Raw genomic sequence first — 22,196 nt, 5'->3', positions numbered from 1 at the left:
CTGCGCTCGCAATACGCGGAGTCCGTCCGTTTCACGATGGCTTTGGGGAGAGAACGCATGAGTGCAGCAGTTCGTCATGTCTCGGTCCGTGTGCCTTGGCATGATCGGGCGTGGGATGGCCACGTCTGTAACGACCCGTTAGGCAACGTGTCGTGCCTGGCGCTCAGACTGATAGCCGAGGGCCGCAACGACCCTGTGGAAGTTCAGCTTGCCGGGGAAGCCTTCGATGACCTGACCGATGCCCAGACGCCGCCCTGCATCAAGGCCAGCGCCGCTTTCCTCGCCCCGCGCAACCACACCATCCAGAGCGTGATGAGCTATTCGACGTGGAGCGAAGATCACCACCATATGCGGCCCAAGACGCTACACTTGCCCGCCTTCGGCGCCCAGCTGATCCCCTACCGCTGGATGCTGCGCGAGAGCGGGTTTGCACTCGCCGCAGACCTGGAGCTTGCGATCGACCCCGAGCGCGAGCCGTCCGAACCCCCGTTCCTCCAGAACACGGCATGGGTCCAGCATCACGACCACCAGAAGGCGCTGCTGGACGCGTTCGCCGAACCTTTGATCGAGCATCAGAGCCTAGTGTTGTTTTATGCGACGCGAACGCCGCTCTGCGACGACGAACGGCGAGTCCTGCTTGGTGCGGCGATCCTGGAGAAGAAGCACCGCATCTTCGAATACGACTACGATCCTGCCGATACTACGCCCGATAAGCGGTTGAGGGCGATGGTGTGGGAGCGGTCTATCCAACATAGCCTGCGTCCATTGAAGGGCGACGGCGACCTTGCAGGATACGGTGGAGGCTTCGTCCTGCCTTATCACGACATCCTGCGCGCGGCCGCGGCCGACGAAACGCTCGATCCCGCCGACTATGTCGCGTTCGCCCCGGAGGACGCACGAGTCCAGTTCTCCTATGGCAGCGAACACGTCAGCCATGGAGCTGCGGCCGCAGCTTTGCTCGCCGCCCGTACCGCCCTCGAGAAAATCGCGACGGTGCTGGACGGTCCATGGACGGGGCAGATCGAATGGATCGACGAGCAACTTTCCAACCTGTGGCGACTTCAAGGACCGGCGCCCGGCCTAGGCGTTGCCCTGTCAACGTTGCACAGCGGCTTCAACGGCACGCTGTTCGCCATCGCGCTTAGCGGCATTTTGAAACCGAATGAGGACCCTTGGCCAGTAGCGGATGAGATCCTGTCCGGCCGCCGCGAAGCTCCGCCAGGATCGCCGGCGATCACATCCACGCTGCAAAGGAGATGGGCCAAGGTCAGGGGCGATGCCGCGCGCTACGACACTCTCCAACTCCTTGCCCGTTTCGAGCTGACTAAGGATCAGGCCGCTCGCGCGACCAGCCGCATAGAGTCGTCGGACCTGTTAAAGAATCCCTATAGGCTGTTCGAAGACGACCGCGATCAACAGGGCCCTGTCGCGTTCGCCACCGTCGATCGCGGCTTGTTGCCGGGTTCCGTTGTCGCCGAGGCTCACCCCCTTCCGGGTGGATGCTCTAAGGATCTCGGTGAATACGACAATCGCTTCCGCTTACGAGCAGCCACCGCGCAGCTGCTCGAAGAGGCGGCTGGAAGAGGCAACACGATTGTCGCCGCCGATCGGCTGGCGGAGGAAGCCGCCGCGCTGACGCTGACCCGCCCGCTTCCACTAGACGCCGACCTTCTGGACCTCTTCCGCGCCGAGTTTTCCCCGCTAGTAGAGGTAGGGCCGGGCGACAAGAATCCAACCGCGCAGCTCGACCGGTATATCGCCTACCGCAAGCTGCTGGAGAAGGCTGTCAAAGAACGAGCCGCCGTATCCACCGCCGCCACAACAGTGAATTGGTCCGCGCTGTTGAAGGAGAAATTCGGTTCCTCGCCTGGCGACGTCGAAACCGAAGCGAGAGCACGCGAGGAAAAAGCGACGGCATTGGCGCGGCTCGCCGGGTCGCGGATTGCGATGCTCGTCGGTCCGGCCGGAACGGGCAAGACGACGGTTCTCGAACTGCTGCTGCAACGGCCGGAAATCGTCGGCTCGCGAGTGTTGCTTCTGGCTCCAACGGGCAAGGCCCGCGTGAGGTTGGGAACCGAGACCAACCGACCGGGAGAGGCGCGCACCATAGCGCAGTTCCTGCTCGCCTTCGACCGATACGACATCCAAACCGGCCGCTACGCTCCCAATCCGGGTGCGGCCAAAGACGGAGCGACCTGCTGTATCATCGACGAAGCGTCGATGTTGACGGAGGACATGCTCGCGGCCGTGCTCGACGCGCTGCCACCCACATGCCGGATCATCCTGGTAGGCGATCCTTACCAGTTGCCGCCAATCGGTGCGGGGTGTCCGTTCGTCGACATCATCGCCTACCTTCGGCTCCATCACCCTCAATGCGTGGCCGCACTCACCGTGTCGATGCGTCAGCGGGGCGACCGAAGCGATGCGCAGCTTGGGGCAATCTTTTCGGGACGCCATCTGGAGCCTGGCGAGGACGAGGTCGCCGCCATGACGCTCGATGGATTCGATGACCAGCACCTTCGCCTGCGGCAATGGGAATCCGTGGCGGAGTTGCCCAAACTGGTTCAGTCGATCTTCGAGACAGAGTTCGCGGCCAACGAGGGTGGAGACGTCATTGCGAATATCGAAACCTCGCTCGGCGCCGCCAAGAACGCCAAGGGCTATCTCAACTTCGATTCCGGCTGCTCAGCGAAGGCCGAGGCTTGGCAGATTCTATCCGTCAACCGCGCGCAAGCCGGTGGATCGATCTATCTTAACCGGCTCATCAAGGACCAATATCGGGCCGAACGGTTGGCCGGCGCAATCAAGTCCAACCAGGTATCTTGGAGAAAGAAGTGGTTCCGAACTGTGAAGCCGCAGGGACCCGAACAGATCACCTACGGGGACAAGGTGATCTGCGTCAGAAATCACAAGCGGGAAGCCTATCAGTATCGGCCGGGCGATAGTCCCAAAGAGAAAGAATACATTGCGAACGGCGAGATCGGACTTGTTACGGGGCAGACTGCCTATGGTCACGCGAACCCCAAATTTGTGAATGTAGAATTCGCCGGACGTAGCGACCGCTCATTCGGCTTTTCACGCTCGGCATTTCGGGATGATGGCCAGCCCTATCTAGAGTTGGCCTACGCTGTCACAGTTCATAAGGCGCAGGGCAGCCAGTTCGGCGTTGTCATCTTGGTCCTTCCAGCAAACAGCCGATTGCTGTCGCGCGAGATGATCTACACGGCGCTGACTCGGCAGACCGAGCGCATCTGGATACTGCACCAAGGAGGATTCGACCGGGTGCTCGCCTACCGCCACGACGCCTTCTCCGATGTCGGCGCGAGGACGACCAACCTGCTGCGCGAAACTGATCCCAAGCGAACGATACCACCGACGGGCCTGCCTGCCGGGATCATCCACCAGACGCGGGGGTTCCTTGAGGAGCACCTCAAGCATCGCACCATTCGTGGCGAATATGTCAGCTCAAAATCGGAGTTGGCGATCGCCAACATTCTGTATGGGTTCGAGCAGCGCGGGCTGCTAACCTACGAGGTGGAGCCGCCGCTGCCGTTCTCCGACAACGCCAGAGGGCGCTGGGCCGACTTTCGCGTCACGGCTGGCGAGCAGGTCTGGTACTGGGAGCATTGCGGCAGGCTAGACCTCCCGTCCTATCGTGATCGGTGGGCTAGGAAGGAGACGCTATACCGTGCGAATGGCTTTGCTCGGTGGTCCGAGACGTCGCCGAACGGACGGCTCATTGTCACCGAAGATGGTTCGAGTGAGGGACTGGACTCCCATTCCATAAACGGGCTCGTCCACAAGCTGTTCAACATAGGGGTGCTCGGTAGTACAGAAGATGCCAGTCCTTGAGACAACAGAACATGCGCTCAATGATGTTCTGCCGGTAGGCCTTCGGCTACTTGCTGCCGTGGCGCCCCGCGGCTGCGGTCCTGTTTGCCAATACGTTGAACGCCCTGCTGGCCGAACAGGGTACGTTCGCTGCCAATATGGACATGCCTTTGTCAACTTGTGACCGCTGACACCGATGCCGGTGAGATCAGCTTGGCCGAGAACGTCGTGCGGGTTGCGCTACAATCTGCCGACCAGTCCAATTTTGTCTGACGTTGTCCAAACCTCTGTGTCGCCCGACAAAAATGGCGCGCCGGAGAGGATGAAACTGGGCACCGTCATGTGATTGCGGCGCCTTTGTAATTTTCGCCCTATGTCCGCTTTGCGGCTTTAGCGGTCATCGGGTCTTGCAGAACCGTACAAGATCGGGGGATCGGGAAACGTCTGCAGCTGTGGCATCGCGCAAAGCGTCGATATTGCCGCCCACACCTCGGCTTGTTCAGAAACGCGGCCCTCGATCCCGTTCTCTTTCTTATCGCCTCCGTCTCGACCATGATGGCTCAATGTGATTTGCGAGCCTTAAGGAGATCGAATGGGCGTGCGCTTGTATCGGATCGAAGCGTTCCAGCATACGCATGAGAACGCCGCGTTCGAACTACTGTGCAGGACGGCCGAGACCTATCTAGGGAACCTCGAAGACGTTCGAATCGTCGGCAACCTGAGCTACCCCGGTGGGCAGATGGACGTGCTCGTCCTGGCTCGTCACTCGATCACCATCGTCGACTTCAAGAACTGGTCCGGGACCATCGTCGTCGCGCTCAATCAGCCTTGGTTGAACGAGGAAGGCAAGGCCGTGCTCGGCGGCTCGTACGCCAATCCATTCAAGCAGATGTGCGCCTATCGCAAGAAGGTGCAGGCTGTTTTTGGCGAGGCAACGGCTCTGGCTGGAAATGACTTCTCGCACATCAACGGTCTTGTCCTCTTCACGCGGCCCGTGAAGATCTTCAACAACCCACACGACCCAATCGGCCCTAGAGTGCAGCAGTGGTTTCATGTCGAGGACTGGACTGGTGGCATTCAAAAGCTTCGAGACGTAGCCTCCCCAAAGATCGATCTCTCATCGGAACTCCTTGACGAGCTAATGGCTGACTTGAAGGCTTTACCCTTCGTGCCGACGACCGGGATGAAGCTCGTGCCGGAGAGCGCGGTGACCGAGGCTCTGCTTGAGCAGGATTTTTCGAGGATGGCTGCCTGGGAGGCCGAACATCGAGACGAAATGCGCGCTCAATACGAGGAAGCGCAAGAAGGGTGGTTACGTCTCGACTCTGCCAAAGGAAGGTGATGCGCTGGCGCGGTGATAGGGCTCGTCGAGGTGGCCCCAGCCAGCATATGCCCAATGGCACAGGCCGCTAGCGCCTAAGGGGTACGCAGTCCAAGCAGGTCAAATGCCCGCCTTGGGCCAGAAGCGGACATGCTGACATTTGCACGCATTCCGCAAGTCCGTTGCGCAGTTCAATGATTGCACGTGACCATCTATGACCAGGACCGAGCGACTACGGGCATGGTAAGCTGCCCTTCCCGAGAGATGGGTGACAGTTCATTCCGGAGACATGGGTTACACTTTTGGCCCTTTGCAAGGAGAGCAAAGGTGCCCTGGAAGGAGTGTAACGTCATGGATGAGCGGCTGAAGTTCATAGCGCGGCTGCTGGACGGCGAGAAGATGGCGGCGCTGTGCCGGGATTTCGGCATCTCGCGCAAGACCGGCTACAAGCTGGTCGATCGCTACAACGATAGCGGGCTGGAAGGTCTGACCGACCGCTCGCGCCGGCCTTACCGGCACGCCAATCAGCTTCCTTTCCAAATCGAGAAGCTGATTGTGCGTGCCAAGCAGGACAAGCCCAGCTGGGGCGCGCCGAAGATCAGGGAGCGGCTGGCCCGGCGCTACCCGGACGTCCACACCCCGGCGATCTCAACGGTGCATGCGGTGCTGGACCGTCACGGCCTGGTCAAGCGCCGCAAGCGGCGACGCAATAGGGCGCAAGGAACGCCGCTCTCCCATAGCGGCCAGCCCAATGATCTGTGGTGTGCCGATTACAAGGGCGAGTTCATGCTGGCCGACAAGCGCTATTGCTATCCGCTCACGATCAGCGACTTCGCCAGCCGCTATCTCCTGGCCTGCGAGGCCCTCCACACGACCAAGGAGGCCTATGCCTTCACCGTGTTCGAGAACGCTTTCAAGGAGTTCGGCCTGCCGAGTGCGATCCGGACGGACAACGGTGTGCCCTTCGCAAGCCCCAATGCGCTCTTCAACCTTTCCAGGCTGTCGGTCTGGTGGCTCAGGCTCGGCATCGCCATCGAGCGCATCAAACCGGGCAACCCGCAACAGAACGGCCGCCACGAGCGCATGCATCTGACGCTCAAGCTGGAGACCACCAAACCGGCCGGCGCCAACTTCCTGCAGCAGCAGGCACGCTTCGATGACTTCATTCAGGAGTTCAACAACGAACGTCCACACCAGGCGCTCGACATGGCCTATCCTGCCGAGCGCTACCAACCCTCGCCGCGCCCCTACTGCGGACTGCCCGAGCTCACCTATCCCTTCCACGACAAGGCCGTCACCGTCACCACCTGCGGCCGCATCTGCTACAATCGCAAAAAGATCAACCTCAGCCAGGTGTTCGCCGGTCAGACCGTCGGCATCAAGCAGGTCGAAGACCGAATCTGGCTGGCTAGCTTCATGGACTATGATCTGGGATATTTCGACGATGAGACATGCAGACTCGAACCTCTCGGCAACCCGTTCGGACCGAAAGTGTTACCCATGTCTCCGGTATAAACCGTAACCTATGTGTCCAGAATGGACCCGCTGGTATATGGCGCACCCGACAGGATTCGAACCTGTGACCTCTGCCTTCGGAGGGCAGCGCTCTATCCAGCTGAGCTACGGGTGCCTTCAGGATCGAGATCCAGAAAACGAACCAGCCGGGTAACCGACCAGCCACGGCTTCTTAGCGGAAGCCGGCGCAGGCTTCAACGGGCAAGTGGCAGGCACCGTAAAGTTGTCCGCTGCGCTATCGGTTCGTGCCGCAACCCAGTCGCTGCGCGGCCTCGTAGGCTCGGGCGTTCGTCATTCAAAAGCCCCGGCTTTCGTCCGCCCTCACTGCTCCCCGGCATACAGCAGCCTTGTCGTCGTGTTCGATGCCGGCGACAGGTTGCGCTGGATCAGCGCCTCGACATGGTCGTTGCGCTGGCGCGCGCTGTCGGCGCCCATCACCACCAGAATCAGCCGGCGGCCGTCGGCGTCGTAGGAGGTGACGATGTTGAAGCCTGAGGCTCTGATATAACCGGTCTTGATGCCGTTGACGCCGCGGACGCGGCCGAGCATGTCGTTGTGGCCGCGCACCAGCCTGCCCCGGAACATGAAGTCGCTTTCGGAGAAATAGTGGAAATGCTGCGGGAAGCGGGCGCGCAGCGCCACGCCGAGCACCGCCATGTCGCGCGCCGTCGTCAGCTGGCCGGCGTCCGGCAGGCCCGACGCGTTGCGGAAGACGGTGCTGCGCATGCCGATCTGGCGCGCCTTGGCGGTCATCATGGCGGCAAACGTCGCTTCGCTGCCGCCGAGATATTCGGCGACGGCGACCGCCACGTCATTGGCCGATTTGACGGTGATCGCCCGGATCGCCGAATCGACGTCGATCGTCTCGCCGCGCCGGAAGCGCAGCTTGGTCGGCGGCTGCCTGGCGGCGTTGGCAGACACCGGGATCAGCGTCGTCTTGCTGATGCGGCGCTGATCCAGCGCCTCGAACAGCAGGTAGAGCGTCATCATCTTGGTCAGCGACGCCGGATAGCGCGGTGCCGTCGAATTGGCCTCGAACAGCGTCCTGCCGCTGCCATCGATGACCATAGCCGCATATTTCTGCGCCGGCGCCGGCACCGCCAGCATGGTCTCCGTCGGCGTCGTCGCGCAGCCGGCGACCAGGAGCAGCAGCGCAAACGCCGCGACAAATCTTTGGGTGAGCGGGAAGTGGCGCAGTTTGGACATTCTGAAGGTAAGCTGTTGCTGAAACGAGTGGGAAACTAGCCTAACCCAATGGCGCCGTCCATTTCGTTAACACCGGTCTTCAGGGCAATCGCTTCAGGTTTGAATTAACCCGCTCCGGGCGTTGGCGCCGCCCCTCACCTGCCTGCCGGCATCCTCTCCCCGTATAGTGACGGGGAGAGGGGCGCTGTGATTGACGGTTTCGCCAATCACCAGCGTTCGCAAGAAGGGCGCCGGCATTGCGGCCGGCCCCTTTCTCCCCGTTTACGGGGAGAAATGCCCGGCAGGGCAATGAGGGGCAGCGCCGACGATCGACAATTGAGCCACATGGAGTTCCGGCCTGAGTGAAATACCGGGACTGCGCTTGCGCAACCGGCACCGAGCGGGTTTGCTGGCGCCGGCAGAATCAGCAGGTGCGCCATGGATACGCTCACGATCAAGGCAAAGGGCATTTCGGTAACGGTCGATCTCACCGTCGGCCATCTCGCCGACATGACGGTCGATATCGACGGGCGCCGGCTAAAACCGTTGCATCGCGCGCCATGGATCGACGAGCCGCGCGAGACGCTGCCGCCAGACCTGCCCGCCGGCACCGTTCGCCTGTCCGGCGATTTTTTATGCGCGCCGTTTTCGCGCAGCGATGTCGAGGAAGCACCGCTGCATGGCTGGCCGGCCAACAGCCCATGGGATGTCGTCGCCTCCGCGGCGACTGCCGAAGGCTGGCGGGCCGTTTTCAGGCTGCAGCACAAGGTTTTGGGCGCGACGGTCGACAAGATCCTGACCCTGCGCGACGACCATCCCTTTCTCTACCAGGAACATGTCTTTTCCGGTGGTTCGGGCGGCATTTCCGTCGCCCATCATCCGATGACGGCGATGACGGACGGCGGCAGGCTGGCTTTCTCGCCGAAGCGGTTCGCGGCAACGCCGGACGAGCCGCTCGAGCCCGATCCGGCCCGCGGCCGTTTTCTGCTCGCCTATCCGGCGCGCTCTGCCGAGCTGAGACGTTTTCCCGCCGCCGATGGCGGCACGCTCGACCTGACCGGCTATCGCATCGACCTCAGCCGAGAGGATTTTGTCACACTGGTCGAGGCCGACCATGGCGGGCCGGGCTGGACCGCACTGGCACGAAAAGCGGAAGCCGATCTGGTGCTGGTGCTGAAGAACCCGGCCGAGCTGCCGGTCACCATGCTGTGGCTCAGCAATGGCGGCCGCGACTACGCGCCGTGGAGCGGCCGCCATCGCGGCGTGCTCGGCATCGAGGACGGCCGCACCGCGCTCGGCCATGCCGCGTCGCTGGGCGACAACTCGCTGAAGCGGGAAGGGGTGGCGACCGCCTTTGCCCTTGGCGAAGGCCGCAACGTCTCGTTCCGGCACGTCATCGGCGCACTGCCCCGACAAGCCGGCGGCGAGCCGCCGCGCGACATCGCCACCGCGCAGGGGCATATGCGCCTTGCGGCTGCCGACGGTTCGACGCGGGATGTCGCTTTCGACGGCGAATTCCTGAGGATTGGCCGGTCGGTTCCTGGTTGAGCGCCCGCCTCCCCACCTCCTCGTCATCCCAGGGCGGAGCAGGAGCGAAGCGACGTGCCGTGATATCAGCCGAGGAACGCGGCGGAATAGAATAAAAGCGCTCTGTAGCGATCCTTCACGCCCCCCTCTGTCCTGCCGGACATCTCCCCCACTTGGGGGGAGATTGGCCTTCATCACTGATTTCGCCAACTACCAGCCTTGCAAAAAGGCGCTGACCGCGAAGCTGCCGATCTCCCCCCTTGTGAGGGAGATGTCCGGCAGGACAGAGGGGGGCGCTGTCCCACGGCGATCAAAGGATTGCTTCGGCCAATCTCGAAGCTTTGCGATCTGCCAACGGACAATGCCAATCCCGCGTTTGAAATTCCTGCCAACTGTCGCCAAGATGCAGCCGAAATTATCACCCGGAATCACGCATGTCCGAGATCGCCCACCTCGCCGCCACCATCTTCAAGCGCGCCGGCAAGGCGCGGCGGTTTGTCGTTGCCATTGCCGGTCCTCCGGGCGCCGGCAAGTCGACGCTGTCGGCCCGCCTGCATGAGCTGCTGCCGGAAGGCGCCGCCGAAATCGTGCCGATGGACGGCTTCCATTACGACGATGTCGTGCTCGAGCGGCGCGGCCTGCGGGCGCGCAAAGGCGCTCCGGAAACCTTTGACTTTGCCGGCTTCGAAACCTTGCTGAAGCGCATCCGCGCCGCCGAGCCGGACATCGCCATTCCAGTGTTCGACCGCAGCATGGAGCTGTCGCGCGCGGCCGCTTCGATCATCGCCGCCGACACCAAGTTCATCCTGGTCGAAGGCAATTATCTGCTGCTTGACGAGGAACCCTGGACGCGGCTGGCGCCGCTGTTCGATTTCTCTGTTTTCGTCGATGTGCCGCGCGCCGAGCTCGAACGCCGGCTGCTCGAGCGATGGCATGAGCATGGCCGCTCCGACGACGACGCCCGCGCCTGGATCGCCTCCAACGACATGCCCAACATCGACCGCGTGCTTGCCCGCCGCCGCCCTGCCGATCTGGTGCTCGGCGATCACGCCTGATTCGCAAGGACCAGCCGCACCTGGAACCTTAGGAGTTTCCGGCCGTTATGTCAGGTACGGCAATAATACTGACATGAGGAAGACTGTCCGATGGCTACTCCGATGGCAACCAAGGCAAGAAAGCCTGCGCCCGGCAGGGGCAGGGCAACACGGTCCAAGGCAACTGGATCAAAGGCAACTGAATCGAAGGCGGGTGCTGGCCCAGCCGTCGCCGCCCGCTCCAAGGATGCAAAGCCCAGTTTTGGCAAGGCAGCACCGAAGAAAGTGACGCCGACCGCTGCCAAGGCCACGGCAAAACCGGCCAGGTCGAGAAAATCGGCAAGCGGCGGCTCGATCGCAGGCAGCGCAATGCGCACCGTCAAAACGACGGCCAATGTCGCGGCCGGCGCGGTTGTCGCGACCGCCAAGAGCGCTGCATCCCTCGCCGCTTCCGTTATGGGCAAGGGCGGCTCAAAACCCAAAGCCAAGACAAAGTAGCCGGTTTTCGGCGCCAGCCGCCGATTGAGCTAACGCCGGGCGGGGATGTTGAGACCCCGTTGCACCGCCGGCCTGGCAAGGCCGCGCTCCAGCCATGCCGCGACATGGGAAAAATCGTCGAAGCCGACAAGTTCCCTTGCCTCGTAAAAACCGATCAGATTGCGCACCCAGCCCAGCATCGAGATGTCGGCGATGGTGTAATCGTCGTCCATGATCCAGCTGCGGCCCTTCAGCCTCGTCTCGAGCACACCGATCAGCCGCCGCGATTCGTCGCGATAGCGCGCCAGTGGCCGCTTGTCGGCGATCTCGCGTCCGGCGAATTTGTGGAAGAAGCCGACCTGCCCGAACATCGGCCCGATCGAGGCCATCTGGAAGAACACCCACTGGATGGTTTCGTAACGCCGCGCCGGGTCGGCCGGGATCAGCCTGCCGGTCTTGTCGGTGAGGTAGAGCAGGATGGCGCCGGATTCGAACAACCCGATCGGCTTGCCGCCAGGGCCGTCCGGATCGATCATCGCCGGGATCTTGCCGTTCGGGTTCAGCGACAGGAATTCCGGCGTCCAGCTTTCGTTCTTGCCGATGTTCACCGCATGCGCCTCGTATGGCAGGCCGAGTTCCTCCAGCGCGATCGACACTTTTACCCCGTTCGGCGTCGGGAACGAATAGAGCTGGATGCGGTCGGGATGGCTGGCCGGCCAGCGCGTGGCGATCGGAAAGGCGGACAGGTCGGTCATCGAAACTCCTGGGATTTTTTCGCGCGCGCCGTCGTGGCGAGGGGCAAGACGTCTCGCCGTAGCTGGGGATCCGATTGCGGCTCAGACCGCCTTGAACGCCAGCACCGCATTGGTGCCGCCGAACGCAAAACCGTTGCTGATCGCCGCGCGCACCTTGCGCTCGCGCGCCACATTCGGCGTGATGTCGAGATCGCAATCGGCGTCGGTTTCGCGAAAATTGGCCGTTGGCGGCACGATGCCTTCGCGGATCGCCATCACGCAGGCGATCAGCTCCAGCGCGCCCGACGCGCCGAGGCAGTGGGCATGCATCGATTTGGTCGAGGAGATCGAAAGTTTTTGGGCATGGTCGCCGAAGACGCGCTTGATCGCCGCCGTCTCGATCTGGTCGTTGGCCTTGGTGCCGGTGCCATGCGCATTGACGTAGTCGATGTCTTCCGGGTTGAGCCGGGCATCGACGAGGCAGAAGCGCATCGCCGCCTCCGGCCCTTCGACGGTCGGCGCGACGATGTCCGAGGCATCGCCCGACAGGCCGGCGCCGGCAATTTCGGCGAGTATAGTGGCGCCGCGCGCCATGGCATGCTCAAAAGTTTCCAGCACGACCATGCCGGCGCCTTCGCCGAGCACCAGCCCCTGGCGATCGGCCGAAAACGGCCGGCAGGTGTCGGGCGCCAGCACCCGCAGCGCCTCCCAGCCTTTCAGGATGCCCCAGACCAGCGGCGCATCGGTGCCGCCGGCGAGCATGACATCGGCGCGGCCGAGCCTGATCTGGTCGACCGCCGAGGCAATGGCGTGGTTGGACGAGGAGCAGGCCGAGGTGATGCCGAAGACCGGCCCGCGCAGGCCGAGATTCATGCTGACATGACCGGCCGCAGCGCCCGGCATCACTTTCGGCACGGTGAAGATGCCGGTGCGGTTCTTGCCTTCGAGCAGGATGGCGCGATAGCTCTCTTCGATCGCCTCCCAGCCGCAGACGCCGACGCCGACGACGGAGCCCATCCGGTAGGTGTTGGCCGCGTGCAAGCTTAGCCCGGCTTGTTGCGCGGCCTCTCGGGCGGCGATCGTCGCCAAAAGGCTGAAACGGTCCATCGACACGACCTGCTTGCGGTCGATGCCGTGCTCGGGAAGCGTCCTGATTTCGCAGCCGACCCTGATTTTCAGGTCATGCAGCTCCGAATTGACGATCGGGCCGATGGCCGAGCGGCCGGCGCGCATCTCGTCCCAGATCGCCGGCACATTGGTGCCGAGCCCGCATAAGCCGCCGATGCCGGTAATGACGACGCGCTTGTGCATTCAGTCAGGCTTTTTCGCGATCAGTGCGCGAACCGCCTCGACCATGTCGCCGACGTTCTTCAAATTGCTCCAGGCATCGACCGTGTTCATCTCGATCTCGATGCCATACTGTTCCTCGAGGTCGAAGATGATCTCCGTCAGTTCCAGCGAATGGATGCCAAGTGAGGTCAGTTCGGTGCTGGTGGTGATTTCTTCGCCACCCGGCTCGGCATGGGCCTTGATCTTCTCGATGATGTCCGTTGCCAGCTGGTCAGCCATTCGGTTCCTTCCCCAACCCTTGTCGTTTCCCGACGCCAATTGATCGGCGCCTGTTTTTCCCCAGGTCCAGATCGTCACCGTCGCCTTTTATCCCCGCCGGGCGCTGTGTGACCGTACCAAGACGGCTCCTCTATAGAAACCGAAACGTTGTCAAGCAACAAGCTATATGTCGACAAAGCCGGCGGAGTGCTTAACCTTGGCGCCATGGACATCGATATGATCGAACCTGGCCTGGCCTTTATGCCGCCGGCGCAGCGCGTCGCCGGAACGGCGCGGCTCGGCTGTGACAGGAATGGCGGCCGCACGCGGCTTCGGCGGCTTTATCAGGATGGTTCCGCCAAGATCCGCATGCCGGCCGTCTCGGCCGATCCGCTCGAAGCCGTGCTGATCAACACCGCCGGCGGGCTGACCGGCGGCGACCGCCTCGGCTGGGAGGTCGATGTCGGCGCCGGCGCCGCCGCCAGCATAACCACCCAGGCCTGCGAGAAAATCTACCGCGCCGCAGCCGATCGTGCCGAGGTGCGGGTGAGGCTGACCGTCGGCGCCGGCGGCCGCATCGCCTGGCTGCCGCAGGAAACCATCGTCTTTGATCGCTCAGCCTTTGCCCGCAGGCTCGACCTGGAGCTTGCCGCCGGCGCCGAGGCGCTGGTGCTCGAGGCGACCGTCTTCGGCCGCCTCGCCATGGGCGAACGCGCTGCGCACGGCGCTTTCCACGACCGCTGGCGCGTCAGTCAGGACGGAGCGCTCGTCCATGCCGAGGATTTCCGCATCGGGCCGGAAATTGCGACCATTCTCAGCCGTTCGGCCGTGGCCGGCGGCGCCATCGCCATGGCGACGGTGCTGATGATCTCGCCGCGGGTCGAGGCTTTGCTCGATCCGGCGCGGGACATCATCGGCGGCCAGGGCGACGCCAGCGTCTGGAGCGTGAAGAGATCTGGCAAGCTTCTTGCGAGGCTGTTTGCCGAGGACGGCTACCAGCTCCGCAAGCGGCTGGTTCCGCTCGTCGAATTGCTCAACGGACGGGCGGGTCTGCCCAAATTATGGTCACTCTGATTCCGATTACACCGCTCCTGTCTACGCCATCCTGGGAAAACGCATGAACCTCACGCCAAGGGAAAAGGACAAGCTGCTCATCGCCATGGCGGCGATTGTGGCGCGCAAGCGGCTCGAACGCGGCGTCAAGCTCAATCACCCGGAGGCGATCGCGCTGATCACCGACTTCGTCGTCGAGGGCGCCCGCGACGGCCGCCAAGTCGCCGAGCTGATGGAGGCCGGCGCCCACGTCGTCACCCGCGCGCAGGTGATGGAGGGTATCGCCGAGATGATCCACGACGTCCAGGTCGAGGCGACGTTTCCCGACGGCACCAAGCTGGTGACCGTGCATGAACCGATACGGTGAGGGCCGATAAGGTGAGGTGAGAAAAATGCTTGAGCTGCGCCCCAACTGCGAATGCTGCGACAAGGACCTGCCGCCTGAGGCGACGGATGCGCTGATCTGCACCTTCGAGTGCACCTTCTGCGCCGAGTGCGCGGCAAATGTTCTGGGCGGCGTCTGCCCGAATTGCGGCGGCAATTTTTCAGCGCGCCCGATCCGTCCGGCAGCGATGCTGAACAAATATCCCGCCTCGACAAAGCGCGTCCTCAAGGCCGAAGGCTGCGGCCCGGCCCGCAACGCCGCGTGACGGCACGATCCTGACAGTGAAAGGCATATCGATGGTCCCGATCAAACGCACGTCCCTCTCGGCGATCCTGCTGCTCGCCGACGGCCTCGTCTTCGGCGTCTTGTGAGGCTGGCGATGATCCCCGGCGAAATCATCACGGCAGGCGGCGAGATCGAGCTCAACAAGGGCCAGCCGACAATCACCATGAAAGTGGCCAACAGCGGCGACCGGCCGATCCAGGTCGGCAGCCACTATCATTTCTTCGAGACCAATGAGGGGCTGAAATTCGATCGCGACAAGGCGCGCGGCATGCGCCTCGACATTGCCGCCGGCACTGCGATGCGCTTCGAGCCCGGCCAGGAGCGCGACGTCACCTTGGTGCCGCTCGGCGGCAAGCGCGAGGTCTACGGGTTCCAGCAGAAGATCATGGGCGCGCTGTGAGATCCCATGGGCGCGTTGTGCGCTCCAGAGCGTCGAGCAGCTTCGGCTCAGCCGGGCGGCTTGGCCGCCGCGTAGATGACGACCTTGCCAGGATCGTCGAATTCGACGGCGAGAACGTCTTCGGTCTGCACGCGCCGAGAGTCGATGGCGTTGAACAGCAATGCGTTCGCCTCGATCTCGTCGCGCAGTTCCGCAATGTCCTCCTGATGCTGCTCGACCTTGCTTTCGATCGCCGGCGGCAGCCCGCCTTCCGTGCGCGCGGCGTCGGTAAGGAACACGATGTCGACCTTGTCGAGCTTGGACGTCTTGCGCACCGCGCCGATGTTTTCACGCGTCCGCTCGATCGCGGTAGTGACTTTACCGGCCTCGACAGCGGTGTTGGTCTCTTCCTGGCCGACCTCCGAGCCGATGATCTTGTTCTGGGTCTCAGGGCCTTCAAGGCCCTGCGCATTCAGCCCGGCCTGGGGAGCGCTCGCCGCAAGAAACGCAGTTGCGGCCAGCATATGCAGCCATCTCAAGTCGGGGAAGGTGGTGATCGCCATCGCTCGCTCTCAAAGCTTCTTTCGAGACTCGGTTCTAGGCCAAAAAGTCGAAACGTATTCCGCCCTGCGAAGGTTCCCTCCCCGATGCGGCAGGCCGGCCTCGTGCCGGCCCGCCACAGCGCATCGTCAGCTCGCTTTCTTGGTGATCAAGGTCAGCGAGCCATTGGCGTCCATGCTGGCGGCGATCACTTGCGCCGAGGTGAGTCCCTTGGCTTCGAGCGCGGATTTGACCTGTGGCGTCGCGTCGATCGAGCTGCGCAATTTCTGCAGGCCGTCCTCGCCGCGCTTGGCGATCACTTCGTTGACCTTCGTCTGCGTTTCCTTGGGCAGTTCCTCGATGTCGACGACGTTGACGGTCTGGATCGCCGGCGCAGCCGGCTGAGCGCCTGGTGCCGCGGGAGCGGGCGAAGCCGGCGGCTCGCCGGGTTGCGGCGCAGGCTGTTGCTGGGCGCCGGCAGCGGTCGCGAGCAGCAGGGTGGCGGCGGCTGCGAGAGATATCGTTTTGCGCATAAAACTTCCTTTCCATCGATTGGCAAACGGTCGTTTTGGGGTGACCTTGCCACCTCAAACGCTAAATGGGATCGGAAGGTGTCGCCCAGCAGGTCATTGCGTGACCATAGGATGGCGACAATGTGGGGCCGGGCTTCGACCGGCTGTATCTTGGGGCCGTATTTCGGGAGCAATTGCTGATGGCTAGAATCACCCGCGCCGCCTATGCGCAGATGTACGGCCCGACCGTCGGCGACAAGGTGCGGCTTGCCGACACCGAGCTGTTCATCGAGGTCGAGAAGGATTTTACACTGCATGGCGAAGAGGTGAAATTCGGCGGCGGCAAGGTCATCCGCGACGGCATGGGCCAGAGCCAGGTGTCCCGCGCCCAAGGCGCGGTCGACACCGTCATCACCAATGCGCTGGTCGTCGATGCTTCAGGCGGCATCTTCAAGGCCGATATCGGCCTTAGCGATGGCCGCATCGCCGCGATCGGCAAGGCCGGCAATCCGGACATGCAAAACGGCGTCACCATCATCATCGGTCCCGGCACCGAGATCATCGCCGGCGAAGGCAAGATCCTCACCGCCGGCGGCTTCGACGCGCATATCCATTTCATCTGCCCGCAGCAGATCGAGGAGGCGCTGATGTCCGGCATCACCACCATGCTCGGCGGCGGCACCGGACCGGCGCATGGCACGCTGGCGACGACCTGCACGCCTGGGCCGTGGCATCTGGCGCGCATGATCCAGTCCTTCGACGCCTTCCCGATGAACATCGGCCTGTCGGGCAAGGGCAACGCGTCGTTGCCGGCCGCGCTTGAAGAAATGGTGCTGGGCGGTGCCTGCTCGCTTAAGTTGCACGAGGACTGGGGCACGACGCCGGCGGCAATCGACTGCTGCCTGTCGGTCGCCGACAACTATGACGTGCAGGTGATGATCCACACCGACACGCTGAACGAGTCCGGCTTTGTCGAGAACACGGTGGCGGCGATCAAGGGCCGCACCATCCACGCCTTCCACACCGAAGGCGCCGGCGGCGGCCATGCGCCCGACATCATCAAGGTTTGCGGCCTGCCCAACGTCATCCCGTCCTCGACCAATCCGACCCGGCCCTACACCGTCAACACGCTGGCCGAGCACCTCGACATGCTGATGGTCTGCCATCATCTGTCGCCGTCGATCCCCGAAGACATCGCCTTCGCCGAAAGCCGCATCCGCAAGGAAACCATCGCCGCCGAAGACATCTTGCACGACATCGGCGCCTTCTCGATCATCTCGTCGGACAGCCAGGCGATGGGCCGCGTCGGCGAAGTGGCGATCCGCACCTGGCAGACCGCCGACAAGATGAAGCGCCAGCGCGGTTCGCTGCCGCAGGAAACCGGCGACAACGACAATTTCCGCGTCCGCCGCTATATCGCCAAATACACGATCAACCCGGCCATCGCGCATGGCCTGTCGAACGAGATCGGCTCGGTGGCGGTCGGCAAGCGCGCCGATCTGGTGCTGTGGAACCCGGCCTTCTTCGGCGTCAAGCCCGACATGGTGCTGATCGGCGGCATGATCGCCGCCGCCCCGATGGGCGACCCCAACGCCTCGATCCCGACGCCGCAGCCGATGCACTACCGGCCGATGTTCGGCGCCTATGGCAAGGCGATGACCAATTCGTCGGTGACCTTTGTTTCCAGGGCGGCGCTCGATGCCGGCCTGCGCGGCAGGCTCGGCGTCGACAAGCAGATGGTCGCCGTCGACAACACCCGCGGCGGCATCGGCAAGCATTCGATGGTGCTCAACGACGCCACCCCGCATGTCGAGGTCGATCCCGAAACCTACGAAGTCCGCGCCGACGGCGAATTGCTCACCTGCGAGCCGGCCACCGTGCTGCCGATGGCGCAGCGGTACTTTTTGTTTTGATCCCTATCATCGCCTTGTTGGCTTAGCCGTTCTCTCGTGCCGTTTTGCGATTGTCGCGAAATTGCGGCATGATGGCCTCATGAACAGGATTGATCGTCTCAGGGCCCTCACTCCCTACGAAGCGGACTACGTCCAGTGGTGCGCCGAGCAAGGCGCGTTGTTGCGCGAAGCTCGTTTCTCCGACCTCGATCGTGAGAATCTTGCCGAGGAGATCGAGAGTTTGGGGAGACGTGACAAACGAGAAATTCGCAGTCGGATGGGGGTGCTGCTTGCACATCTCCTGAAATGGGAATTCCAACCCGGCCATCGAAGTCATAGTTGGCAGTCGTCAATTTCCGAACAGCGCATCTGGATCGGAAACATCATCAAGGACAGCCCGAGTCTTCGCCGATATCCCGCTCAGATTTTCGACGATGCATATAAAGACGCTTTGGCTGTCGCGGTCAGGGAAACGGGTCTTAGGAAATCTCACTTTCCAAGTGAACCTTCCTTCACATGCAAGCAGGCGCTCGATGAACGATTTTGGCCGGGCAACCCACTTTCGATCGGCGATTTCCTGCGGGATTAGCCAGCTCCTGCGGCTCTTCGACACGATCGTTTTAGCACCATTGGGGCGGCGGACGCGATAGGCTAGGCTTGTTGGGAGAGGCAGTTTTAGATGAAACTCGACATCCGCACCGATTTCACCAAATTCCCCCGTGCCGTCTCGGTGCTCAGCGCCGGCGAAGCGGGAGCGGTCACCCCGTCTGATCGTGCGGTGCTGGCCCATGACGAGCGGCATCTGCGTCGCCGCGTCATCGAAACGGCCCGTAGCGATAGAGTGCTGGTCGACCTGCCCGAACCGGTGGCCTTGAACGATGGCGACCGGCTGGTGCTGGAGGATGGCCGTCATATCGAGATCGTCGCGGCCGAAGAACCGCTCTACGATATCCGTGCCAGCGGCCCTGTCCATCTGGCCGAGCTTGCCTGGCATATCGGCAACCGCCATCTGGCTGCCGCCATTGAGGCAAACCGCATGCTCATCCTGCGCGACCATGTCATCAAGGCGATGCTGGAAGGGCTGGGCGCGACGGTGAGCGACGTTTCCGAGCCGTTCAAGCCGCTGCGCGGCGCCTATTCCGGGCACAGTCACGGTCATGGCCATGCCGAAGCGCATGCGCACAGCGAGTCGCATTCCCATTCCCATAGCGAATCGCATGCCCACAGCCATTCGCACGACCATGACCCTTCGCACGATCATGACTGACCAGCCTTCCAACGTCGCTTTGTTGCGGCTGATGGCGTGGCTGTCGCCTGCCTTCCCGGTCGGCGGCTTTTCCTACAGCCATGGTCTCGAACAAGCCGCGCATGCCGGGCTGGTCGCCGACAGCAAAGACCTCGCCGCATGGCTGGAGACGCTGGTCGAGATCGGCTCGGGCTGGAACGATGCCGTGCTGTTTGCCGAAAGCTGGCGGCGTGCGCGGCAAGCCGGCGATCTCGCCGAAATCGCTGCCCTCGCCGAGGCTTTGGCCGGCTCGCGCGAGCGCCACACCGAGACCATGCTGCAGGGCACCGCCTTCCTGACGGCGGCATCGGCCTGGCCGTGTCAGGTGCTCGACCGTCTGCCGGCCGAGTGCGCCTATTGCGTCGCCGTCGGCGCAACTGCCGGCGGCAACGCCATTGCCCTGCAGGACGCGCTGTCGGCCTTCCTGCAGGCCTTTTTCTCCAATCTCGTCCAGGCCGCGATCAGGCTCGGCGTCGTCGGCCAGACGGGCGCCACGGCGCTGCTCGCCGGCTTCGAGCCGCTGGCGCTCAGCGTCGCCGCTCGCGCCGCCGGCTCGACGCTGGATGATCTCGGCGGCTGCGCGTTCGTCTCGGATGTCATGGCGATGAAGCACGAGACGCAATATTCACGGCTGTTCCGCTCATGATCGTCCTCGCCTTCGCGCTCTCGCTGGTCCTGCTGCTGATCACCGCGCTGCATGTCTATTGGGGTATTGGCGGGATCTGGCCGGGCAGGGACGCTGCCTCCTGCGCCCGCGCGGTGGTCGGCTTTCGCGGCGTCGATGAAATGCCGGCGCCCTTCGCCAGCTTCGCCGTTGCCGCCTGCCTCGGCCTGGCGACGCTGTGGCCGCTGGCGCTCGAAGGCGTGTTTGCCACGCCCTTTCCCAAGGCCGGGCTTGTCGCGACAGCGCTGCTCATCGCACTGGTCTTCCTGGGGCGCGGCATTGCCGGCTTCACGCCCTGGTGGCGCCGGCTGGCGCCCGAACAGCCTTTCGCGCGGCTCGATGTCAGCTATTATTCGCCGCTCTGCCTGGTTGTAGGGTTCGGCTTTGCAGTGCTTGCCATCACGGAGTTCGTCACATGACACAAGCCAATGGTCCTCTTCGCGTCGGCATCGGCGGCCCCGTCGGCTCCGGCAAGACGACGCTCACCGAAAAGCTCTGCAAGGCGCTGCGCGACGAGTTCTCGATCGCCGTCGTCACCAACGACATCTACACCAAGGAAGACGCCATGATGCTGGCCCGGCTTCAGGCGCTGCCCGAGGATCGCATCATCGGCGTCGAGACCGGCGGCTGCCCGCACACAGCCATCCGCGAGGACGCCTCGATCAATCTGCAGGCGATCGCCGAGATGACCAGAAAATTCCCGGATCTCGACATCGTCTTCATCGAATCGGGCGGCGACAACCTCGCCGCTACTTTCTCCCCGGACCTCGCCGATCTGACGCTCTATGTCATCTCCGTCTGCCAGGGCGAGGAGATCCCGCGCAAGGGCGGTCCGGCGATCACCCGGTCGGATTTCCTGGTCATCAACAAGAGCGATCTCGCCCCCTATGTGAACGTCAACCTCGATGTCATGGAGAGCGATGCCGCCCGCATGCGCGGCAAGCGGCCGTTCGGTTTCACCGATCTGTCGCGCGGCAAGGGCCTGCAGGAGGTGATCGATTTTATCGTCGAGAATGGCGGGTTGCGCGTCGACGCCAGAAGCACTGCGGCGTAAGCCAAAGCGTCCGCCTGCACCAAACGAAACCGGTTGCGCGCATCTGCGGCGCGCGGCATCCTCACTTTTTTCACGGAGGTTTTCGATGAGCATCGCCCGCCTGCAGAAGGAAATGCTGACCAACCTGCCCTTTTACGAGGAACGCGTCGATCTGGCTTGCGCCTTCCGCTGGACGGCGCGGCTCAACATGCATGAAGCGGTGGCCAATCATTTCTCGCTGGCCGTCAACGATGACGGCTCGCAATTCCTGATGAATCCCAACCAGGTGCATTTCTCGCGCATCAAGGCGAGCGACCTGCTGCTGATCGACGCCAACGATCCCGATACGCTCTCCGGCCCGAATGCGCCCGACCCGACGGCATGGGGCCTGCATGGCGCCATCCATCGCAATGTGCGTCATGCGCGCTGCGTCATGCATGTGCACTCGACCCACGCCACGGTGCTCGCTTCGCTGGCCGACTCGACGCTGCCGCCGATCGACCAGAACTCGGCGATCTTCTTCAACCGCCACGTCGTCGACGGCCACTATGGCGGGCTCGCCTTCGAGGAGGAGGGCGAACGCTGCTCGCAGCTGCTTACCGATCCGAAGGTCAAGGTGATGGTCATGGGCAACCATGGCGTGTTGGTCATCGGCGATACCGTCGCCGACACCTTCAACCGCATGTTTTATTTCGAACGCGCCGCCGAGACCTACATCAAGGCGCTGTGGACGGGCCGTCCGCTGCGGGTCCTGTCGGACGAAATCGCCGAGAAGGCAGCAGCGGAGCAGGAAGATTATCCCGGCCAGGCCGAACGGCACCTGTCCGAATTGAAAGAGATCCTCGACGAGCAGGAGCCGGTTTACAGAAACTGAGAGCCCCTTCTCCCCGTCACTATACGGGGAGAAGGTGCCGGCAGGCGGATGAGCGACTATCTGGGGTGTCAAGTTGCATTTGCGAACTCTTTGCGCGCATCGCGTGCTTTTGCATTGAGAAT

At 63.0% G+C, this 22,196-nt stretch carries 23 protein-coding genes and 1 tRNA gene; 16 read left to right on the top strand and 8 right to left on the bottom strand.

The window, feature by feature from the left end; translation table 11 throughout:
• Window positions 1-57: 57 nt before the first annotated feature.
• From AC0L16_RS29045 to AC0L16_RS29035, 3 genes are all read left to right on the top strand, one after another.
• Entirely contained in the window at window positions 58-3,852 is a 3,795-nt protein-coding gene (locus tag AC0L16_RS29045; protein ID WP_473624821.1) for an AAA family ATPase, read from the top strand.
• A 571-nt stretch (window positions 3,853-4,423) separates the two neighbouring features.
• Window positions 4,424-5,173 carry a nuclease-related domain-containing protein gene (locus AC0L16_RS29040; protein ID WP_473624820.1) on the top strand — a complete coding sequence of 250 codons (750 nt, stop codon included), beginning with the start codon at window positions 4,424-4,426 and terminating at the stop codon, window positions 5,171-5,173.
• A 306-nt stretch (window positions 5,174-5,479) separates the two neighbouring features.
• Window positions 5,480-6,667 carry an IS481 family transposase gene (locus AC0L16_RS29035; protein WP_473624818.1) on the top strand — a complete coding sequence of 396 codons (1,188 nt, stop codon included), beginning with the start codon at window positions 5,480-5,482 and terminating at the stop codon, window positions 6,665-6,667.
• A 38-nt stretch (window positions 6,668-6,705) separates the two neighbouring features.
• Here the strand turns inward: AC0L16_RS29035 and AC0L16_RS29030 are convergent.
• Both AC0L16_RS29030 and AC0L16_RS29025 read right to left on the bottom strand, forming a co-directional pair.
• Window positions 6,706-6,782, bottom strand: a tRNA-Arg gene (locus AC0L16_RS29030).
• Window positions 6,783-6,988: 206 nt separating this feature from the next.
• A complete protein-coding gene (locus AC0L16_RS29025; protein ID WP_473624817.1) occupies window positions 6,989-7,873 on the bottom strand; it encodes a D-alanyl-D-alanine carboxypeptidase family protein in 885 nt (294 codons plus the stop codon).
• A gap of 417 nt (window positions 7,874-8,290) precedes the next feature.
• Here AC0L16_RS29025 and AC0L16_RS29020 point away from each other — a divergent pair, with 417 nt between their 5' ends.
• Window positions 8,291-9,400: a hypothetical protein gene (locus tag AC0L16_RS29020; RefSeq protein WP_473624816.1), complete on the top strand. Its 1,110-nt coding sequence runs from the start codon at window positions 8,291-8,293 to the stop codon at window positions 9,398-9,400.
• A 413-nt stretch (window positions 9,401-9,813) separates the two neighbouring features.
• The gene (locus AC0L16_RS29015; RefSeq protein ID WP_473624814.1) at window positions 9,814-10,434 is read left to right on the top strand and encodes a nucleoside triphosphate hydrolase; all 621 of its coding nucleotides are present in this window, start codon (window positions 9,814-9,816) and stop codon (window positions 10,432-10,434) included.
• Between the two features lie 50 nt (window positions 10,435-10,484).
• Here AC0L16_RS29015 and AC0L16_RS29010 read toward each other — a convergent pair whose 3' ends face one another.
• The 4 genes from AC0L16_RS29010 to AC0L16_RS28995 form a co-directional block, all read right to left on the bottom strand.
• Entirely contained in the window at window positions 10,485-10,808 is a 324-nt protein-coding gene (locus tag AC0L16_RS29010; RefSeq protein WP_473624813.1) for a hypothetical protein, read from the bottom strand.
• A gap of 132 nt (window positions 10,809-10,940) precedes the next feature.
• Window positions 10,941-11,645 carry a glutathione S-transferase family protein gene (locus AC0L16_RS29005; RefSeq protein ID WP_473624812.1) on the bottom strand — a complete coding sequence of 235 codons (705 nt, stop codon included), beginning with the start codon at window positions 11,643-11,645 and terminating at the stop codon, window positions 10,941-10,943.
• Window positions 11,646-11,726: 81 nt separating this feature from the next.
• On the bottom strand, window positions 11,727-12,935 hold the full coding sequence (locus AC0L16_RS29000; RefSeq protein ID WP_473624811.1) for a beta-ketoacyl-[acyl-carrier-protein] synthase family protein: 1,209 nt from the start codon (window positions 12,933-12,935) through the stop codon (window positions 11,727-11,729).
• Window positions 12,936-13,193, bottom strand: a complete 258-nt coding sequence (locus AC0L16_RS28995; protein WP_023801503.1) for an acyl carrier protein — start codon at window positions 13,191-13,193, stop codon at window positions 12,936-12,938. It lies immediately after the preceding gene.
• Window positions 13,194-13,409: 216 nt separating this feature from the next.
• Between AC0L16_RS28995 and AC0L16_RS28990 the strand changes: the two genes are divergently transcribed.
• The 4 genes from AC0L16_RS28990 to AC0L16_RS28975 all read left to right on the top strand — a co-directional run bounded on the left by AC0L16_RS28990 (window position 13,410) and on the right by AC0L16_RS28975 (window position 15,295).
• The gene (locus AC0L16_RS28990) at window positions 13,410-14,246 is read left to right on the top strand and encodes an urease accessory protein UreD (protein WP_473624809.1); all 837 of its coding nucleotides are present in this window, start codon (window positions 13,410-13,412) and stop codon (window positions 14,244-14,246) included.
• A gap of 43 nt (window positions 14,247-14,289) precedes the next feature.
• Window positions 14,290-14,592: an urease subunit gamma gene (locus AC0L16_RS28985; RefSeq protein WP_023801505.1), complete on the top strand. Its 303-nt coding sequence runs from the start codon at window positions 14,290-14,292 to the stop codon at window positions 14,590-14,592.
• A 25-nt stretch (window positions 14,593-14,617) separates the two neighbouring features.
• Entirely contained in the window at window positions 14,618-14,875 is a 258-nt protein-coding gene (locus AC0L16_RS28980) for a DUF1272 domain-containing protein (protein WP_473624807.1), read from the top strand.
• 114 nt (window positions 14,876-14,989) lie between these two features.
• A complete protein-coding gene (locus AC0L16_RS28975; protein ID WP_077374464.1) occupies window positions 14,990-15,295 on the top strand; it encodes an urease subunit beta in 306 nt (101 codons plus the stop codon).
• A 47-nt stretch (window positions 15,296-15,342) separates the two neighbouring features.
• On the opposite strand, the gene AC0L16_RS28970 is transcribed toward AC0L16_RS28975, so the two are convergent.
• Window positions 15,343-15,837 carry a hypothetical protein gene (locus tag AC0L16_RS28970; protein WP_473624806.1) on the bottom strand — a complete coding sequence of 165 codons (495 nt, stop codon included), beginning with the start codon at window positions 15,835-15,837 and terminating at the stop codon, window positions 15,343-15,345.
• 126 nt (window positions 15,838-15,963) lie between these two features.
• Window positions 15,964-16,347: a hypothetical protein gene (locus AC0L16_RS28965; protein WP_473624805.1), complete on the bottom strand. Its 384-nt coding sequence runs from the start codon at window positions 16,345-16,347 to the stop codon at window positions 15,964-15,966.
• A gap of 179 nt (window positions 16,348-16,526) precedes the next feature.
• On the opposite strand from AC0L16_RS28965, the gene ureC reads away from it, so the two are divergent.
• The 7 genes from ureC (at window position 16,527) to AC0L16_RS28930 (ending at window position 22,074) form a co-directional block, all read left to right on the top strand.
• On the top strand, window positions 16,527-18,239 hold the full coding sequence (ureC, locus tag AC0L16_RS28960; protein ID WP_473624803.1) for an urease subunit alpha: 1,713 nt from the start codon (window positions 16,527-16,529) through the stop codon (window positions 18,237-18,239).
• A gap of 79 nt (window positions 18,240-18,318) precedes the next feature.
• Window positions 18,319-18,807 (top strand): DUF29 domain-containing protein, encoded by a 489-nt coding sequence (locus AC0L16_RS28955; RefSeq protein ID WP_473624802.1) that lies wholly within the window; start codon window positions 18,319-18,321, stop codon window positions 18,805-18,807.
• A gap of 90 nt (window positions 18,808-18,897) precedes the next feature.
• On the top strand, window positions 18,898-19,485 hold the full coding sequence (ureE, locus tag AC0L16_RS28950) for an urease accessory protein UreE (protein WP_473624801.1): 588 nt from the start codon (window positions 18,898-18,900) through the stop codon (window positions 19,483-19,485).
• Window positions 19,460-20,149: an urease accessory protein UreF gene (locus AC0L16_RS28945; protein WP_473624855.1), complete on the top strand. Its 690-nt coding sequence runs from the start codon at window positions 19,460-19,462 to the stop codon at window positions 20,147-20,149. The genes ureE and AC0L16_RS28945 overlap by 26 nt, the downstream gene beginning before the upstream one ends.
• Entirely contained in the window at window positions 20,146-20,586 is a 441-nt protein-coding gene (locus tag AC0L16_RS28940; protein WP_473624799.1) for a DUF3995 domain-containing protein, read from the top strand. The genes AC0L16_RS28945 and AC0L16_RS28940 overlap by 4 nt, the downstream gene beginning before the upstream one ends.
• Window positions 20,583-21,221 carry an urease accessory protein UreG gene (gene ureG / locus AC0L16_RS28935; protein ID WP_473624798.1) on the top strand — a complete coding sequence of 213 codons (639 nt, stop codon included), beginning with the start codon at window positions 20,583-20,585 and terminating at the stop codon, window positions 21,219-21,221. The genes AC0L16_RS28940 and ureG overlap by 4 nt, the downstream gene beginning before the upstream one ends.
• 85 nt (window positions 21,222-21,306) lie before the next feature.
• Entirely contained in the window at window positions 21,307-22,074 is a 768-nt protein-coding gene (locus AC0L16_RS28930; protein ID WP_473624797.1) for a class II aldolase and adducin N-terminal domain-containing protein, read from the top strand.
• The last annotated feature ends 122 nt before the right edge of the window (window positions 22,075-22,196 follow it).

It is taken from the genome of Mesorhizobium sp. WSM4848 (assembly GCF_055811375.1).
Note: the sequence above shows the minus strand (reverse complement) of the source record. Positions and strands in the feature narration are given on the sequence as shown.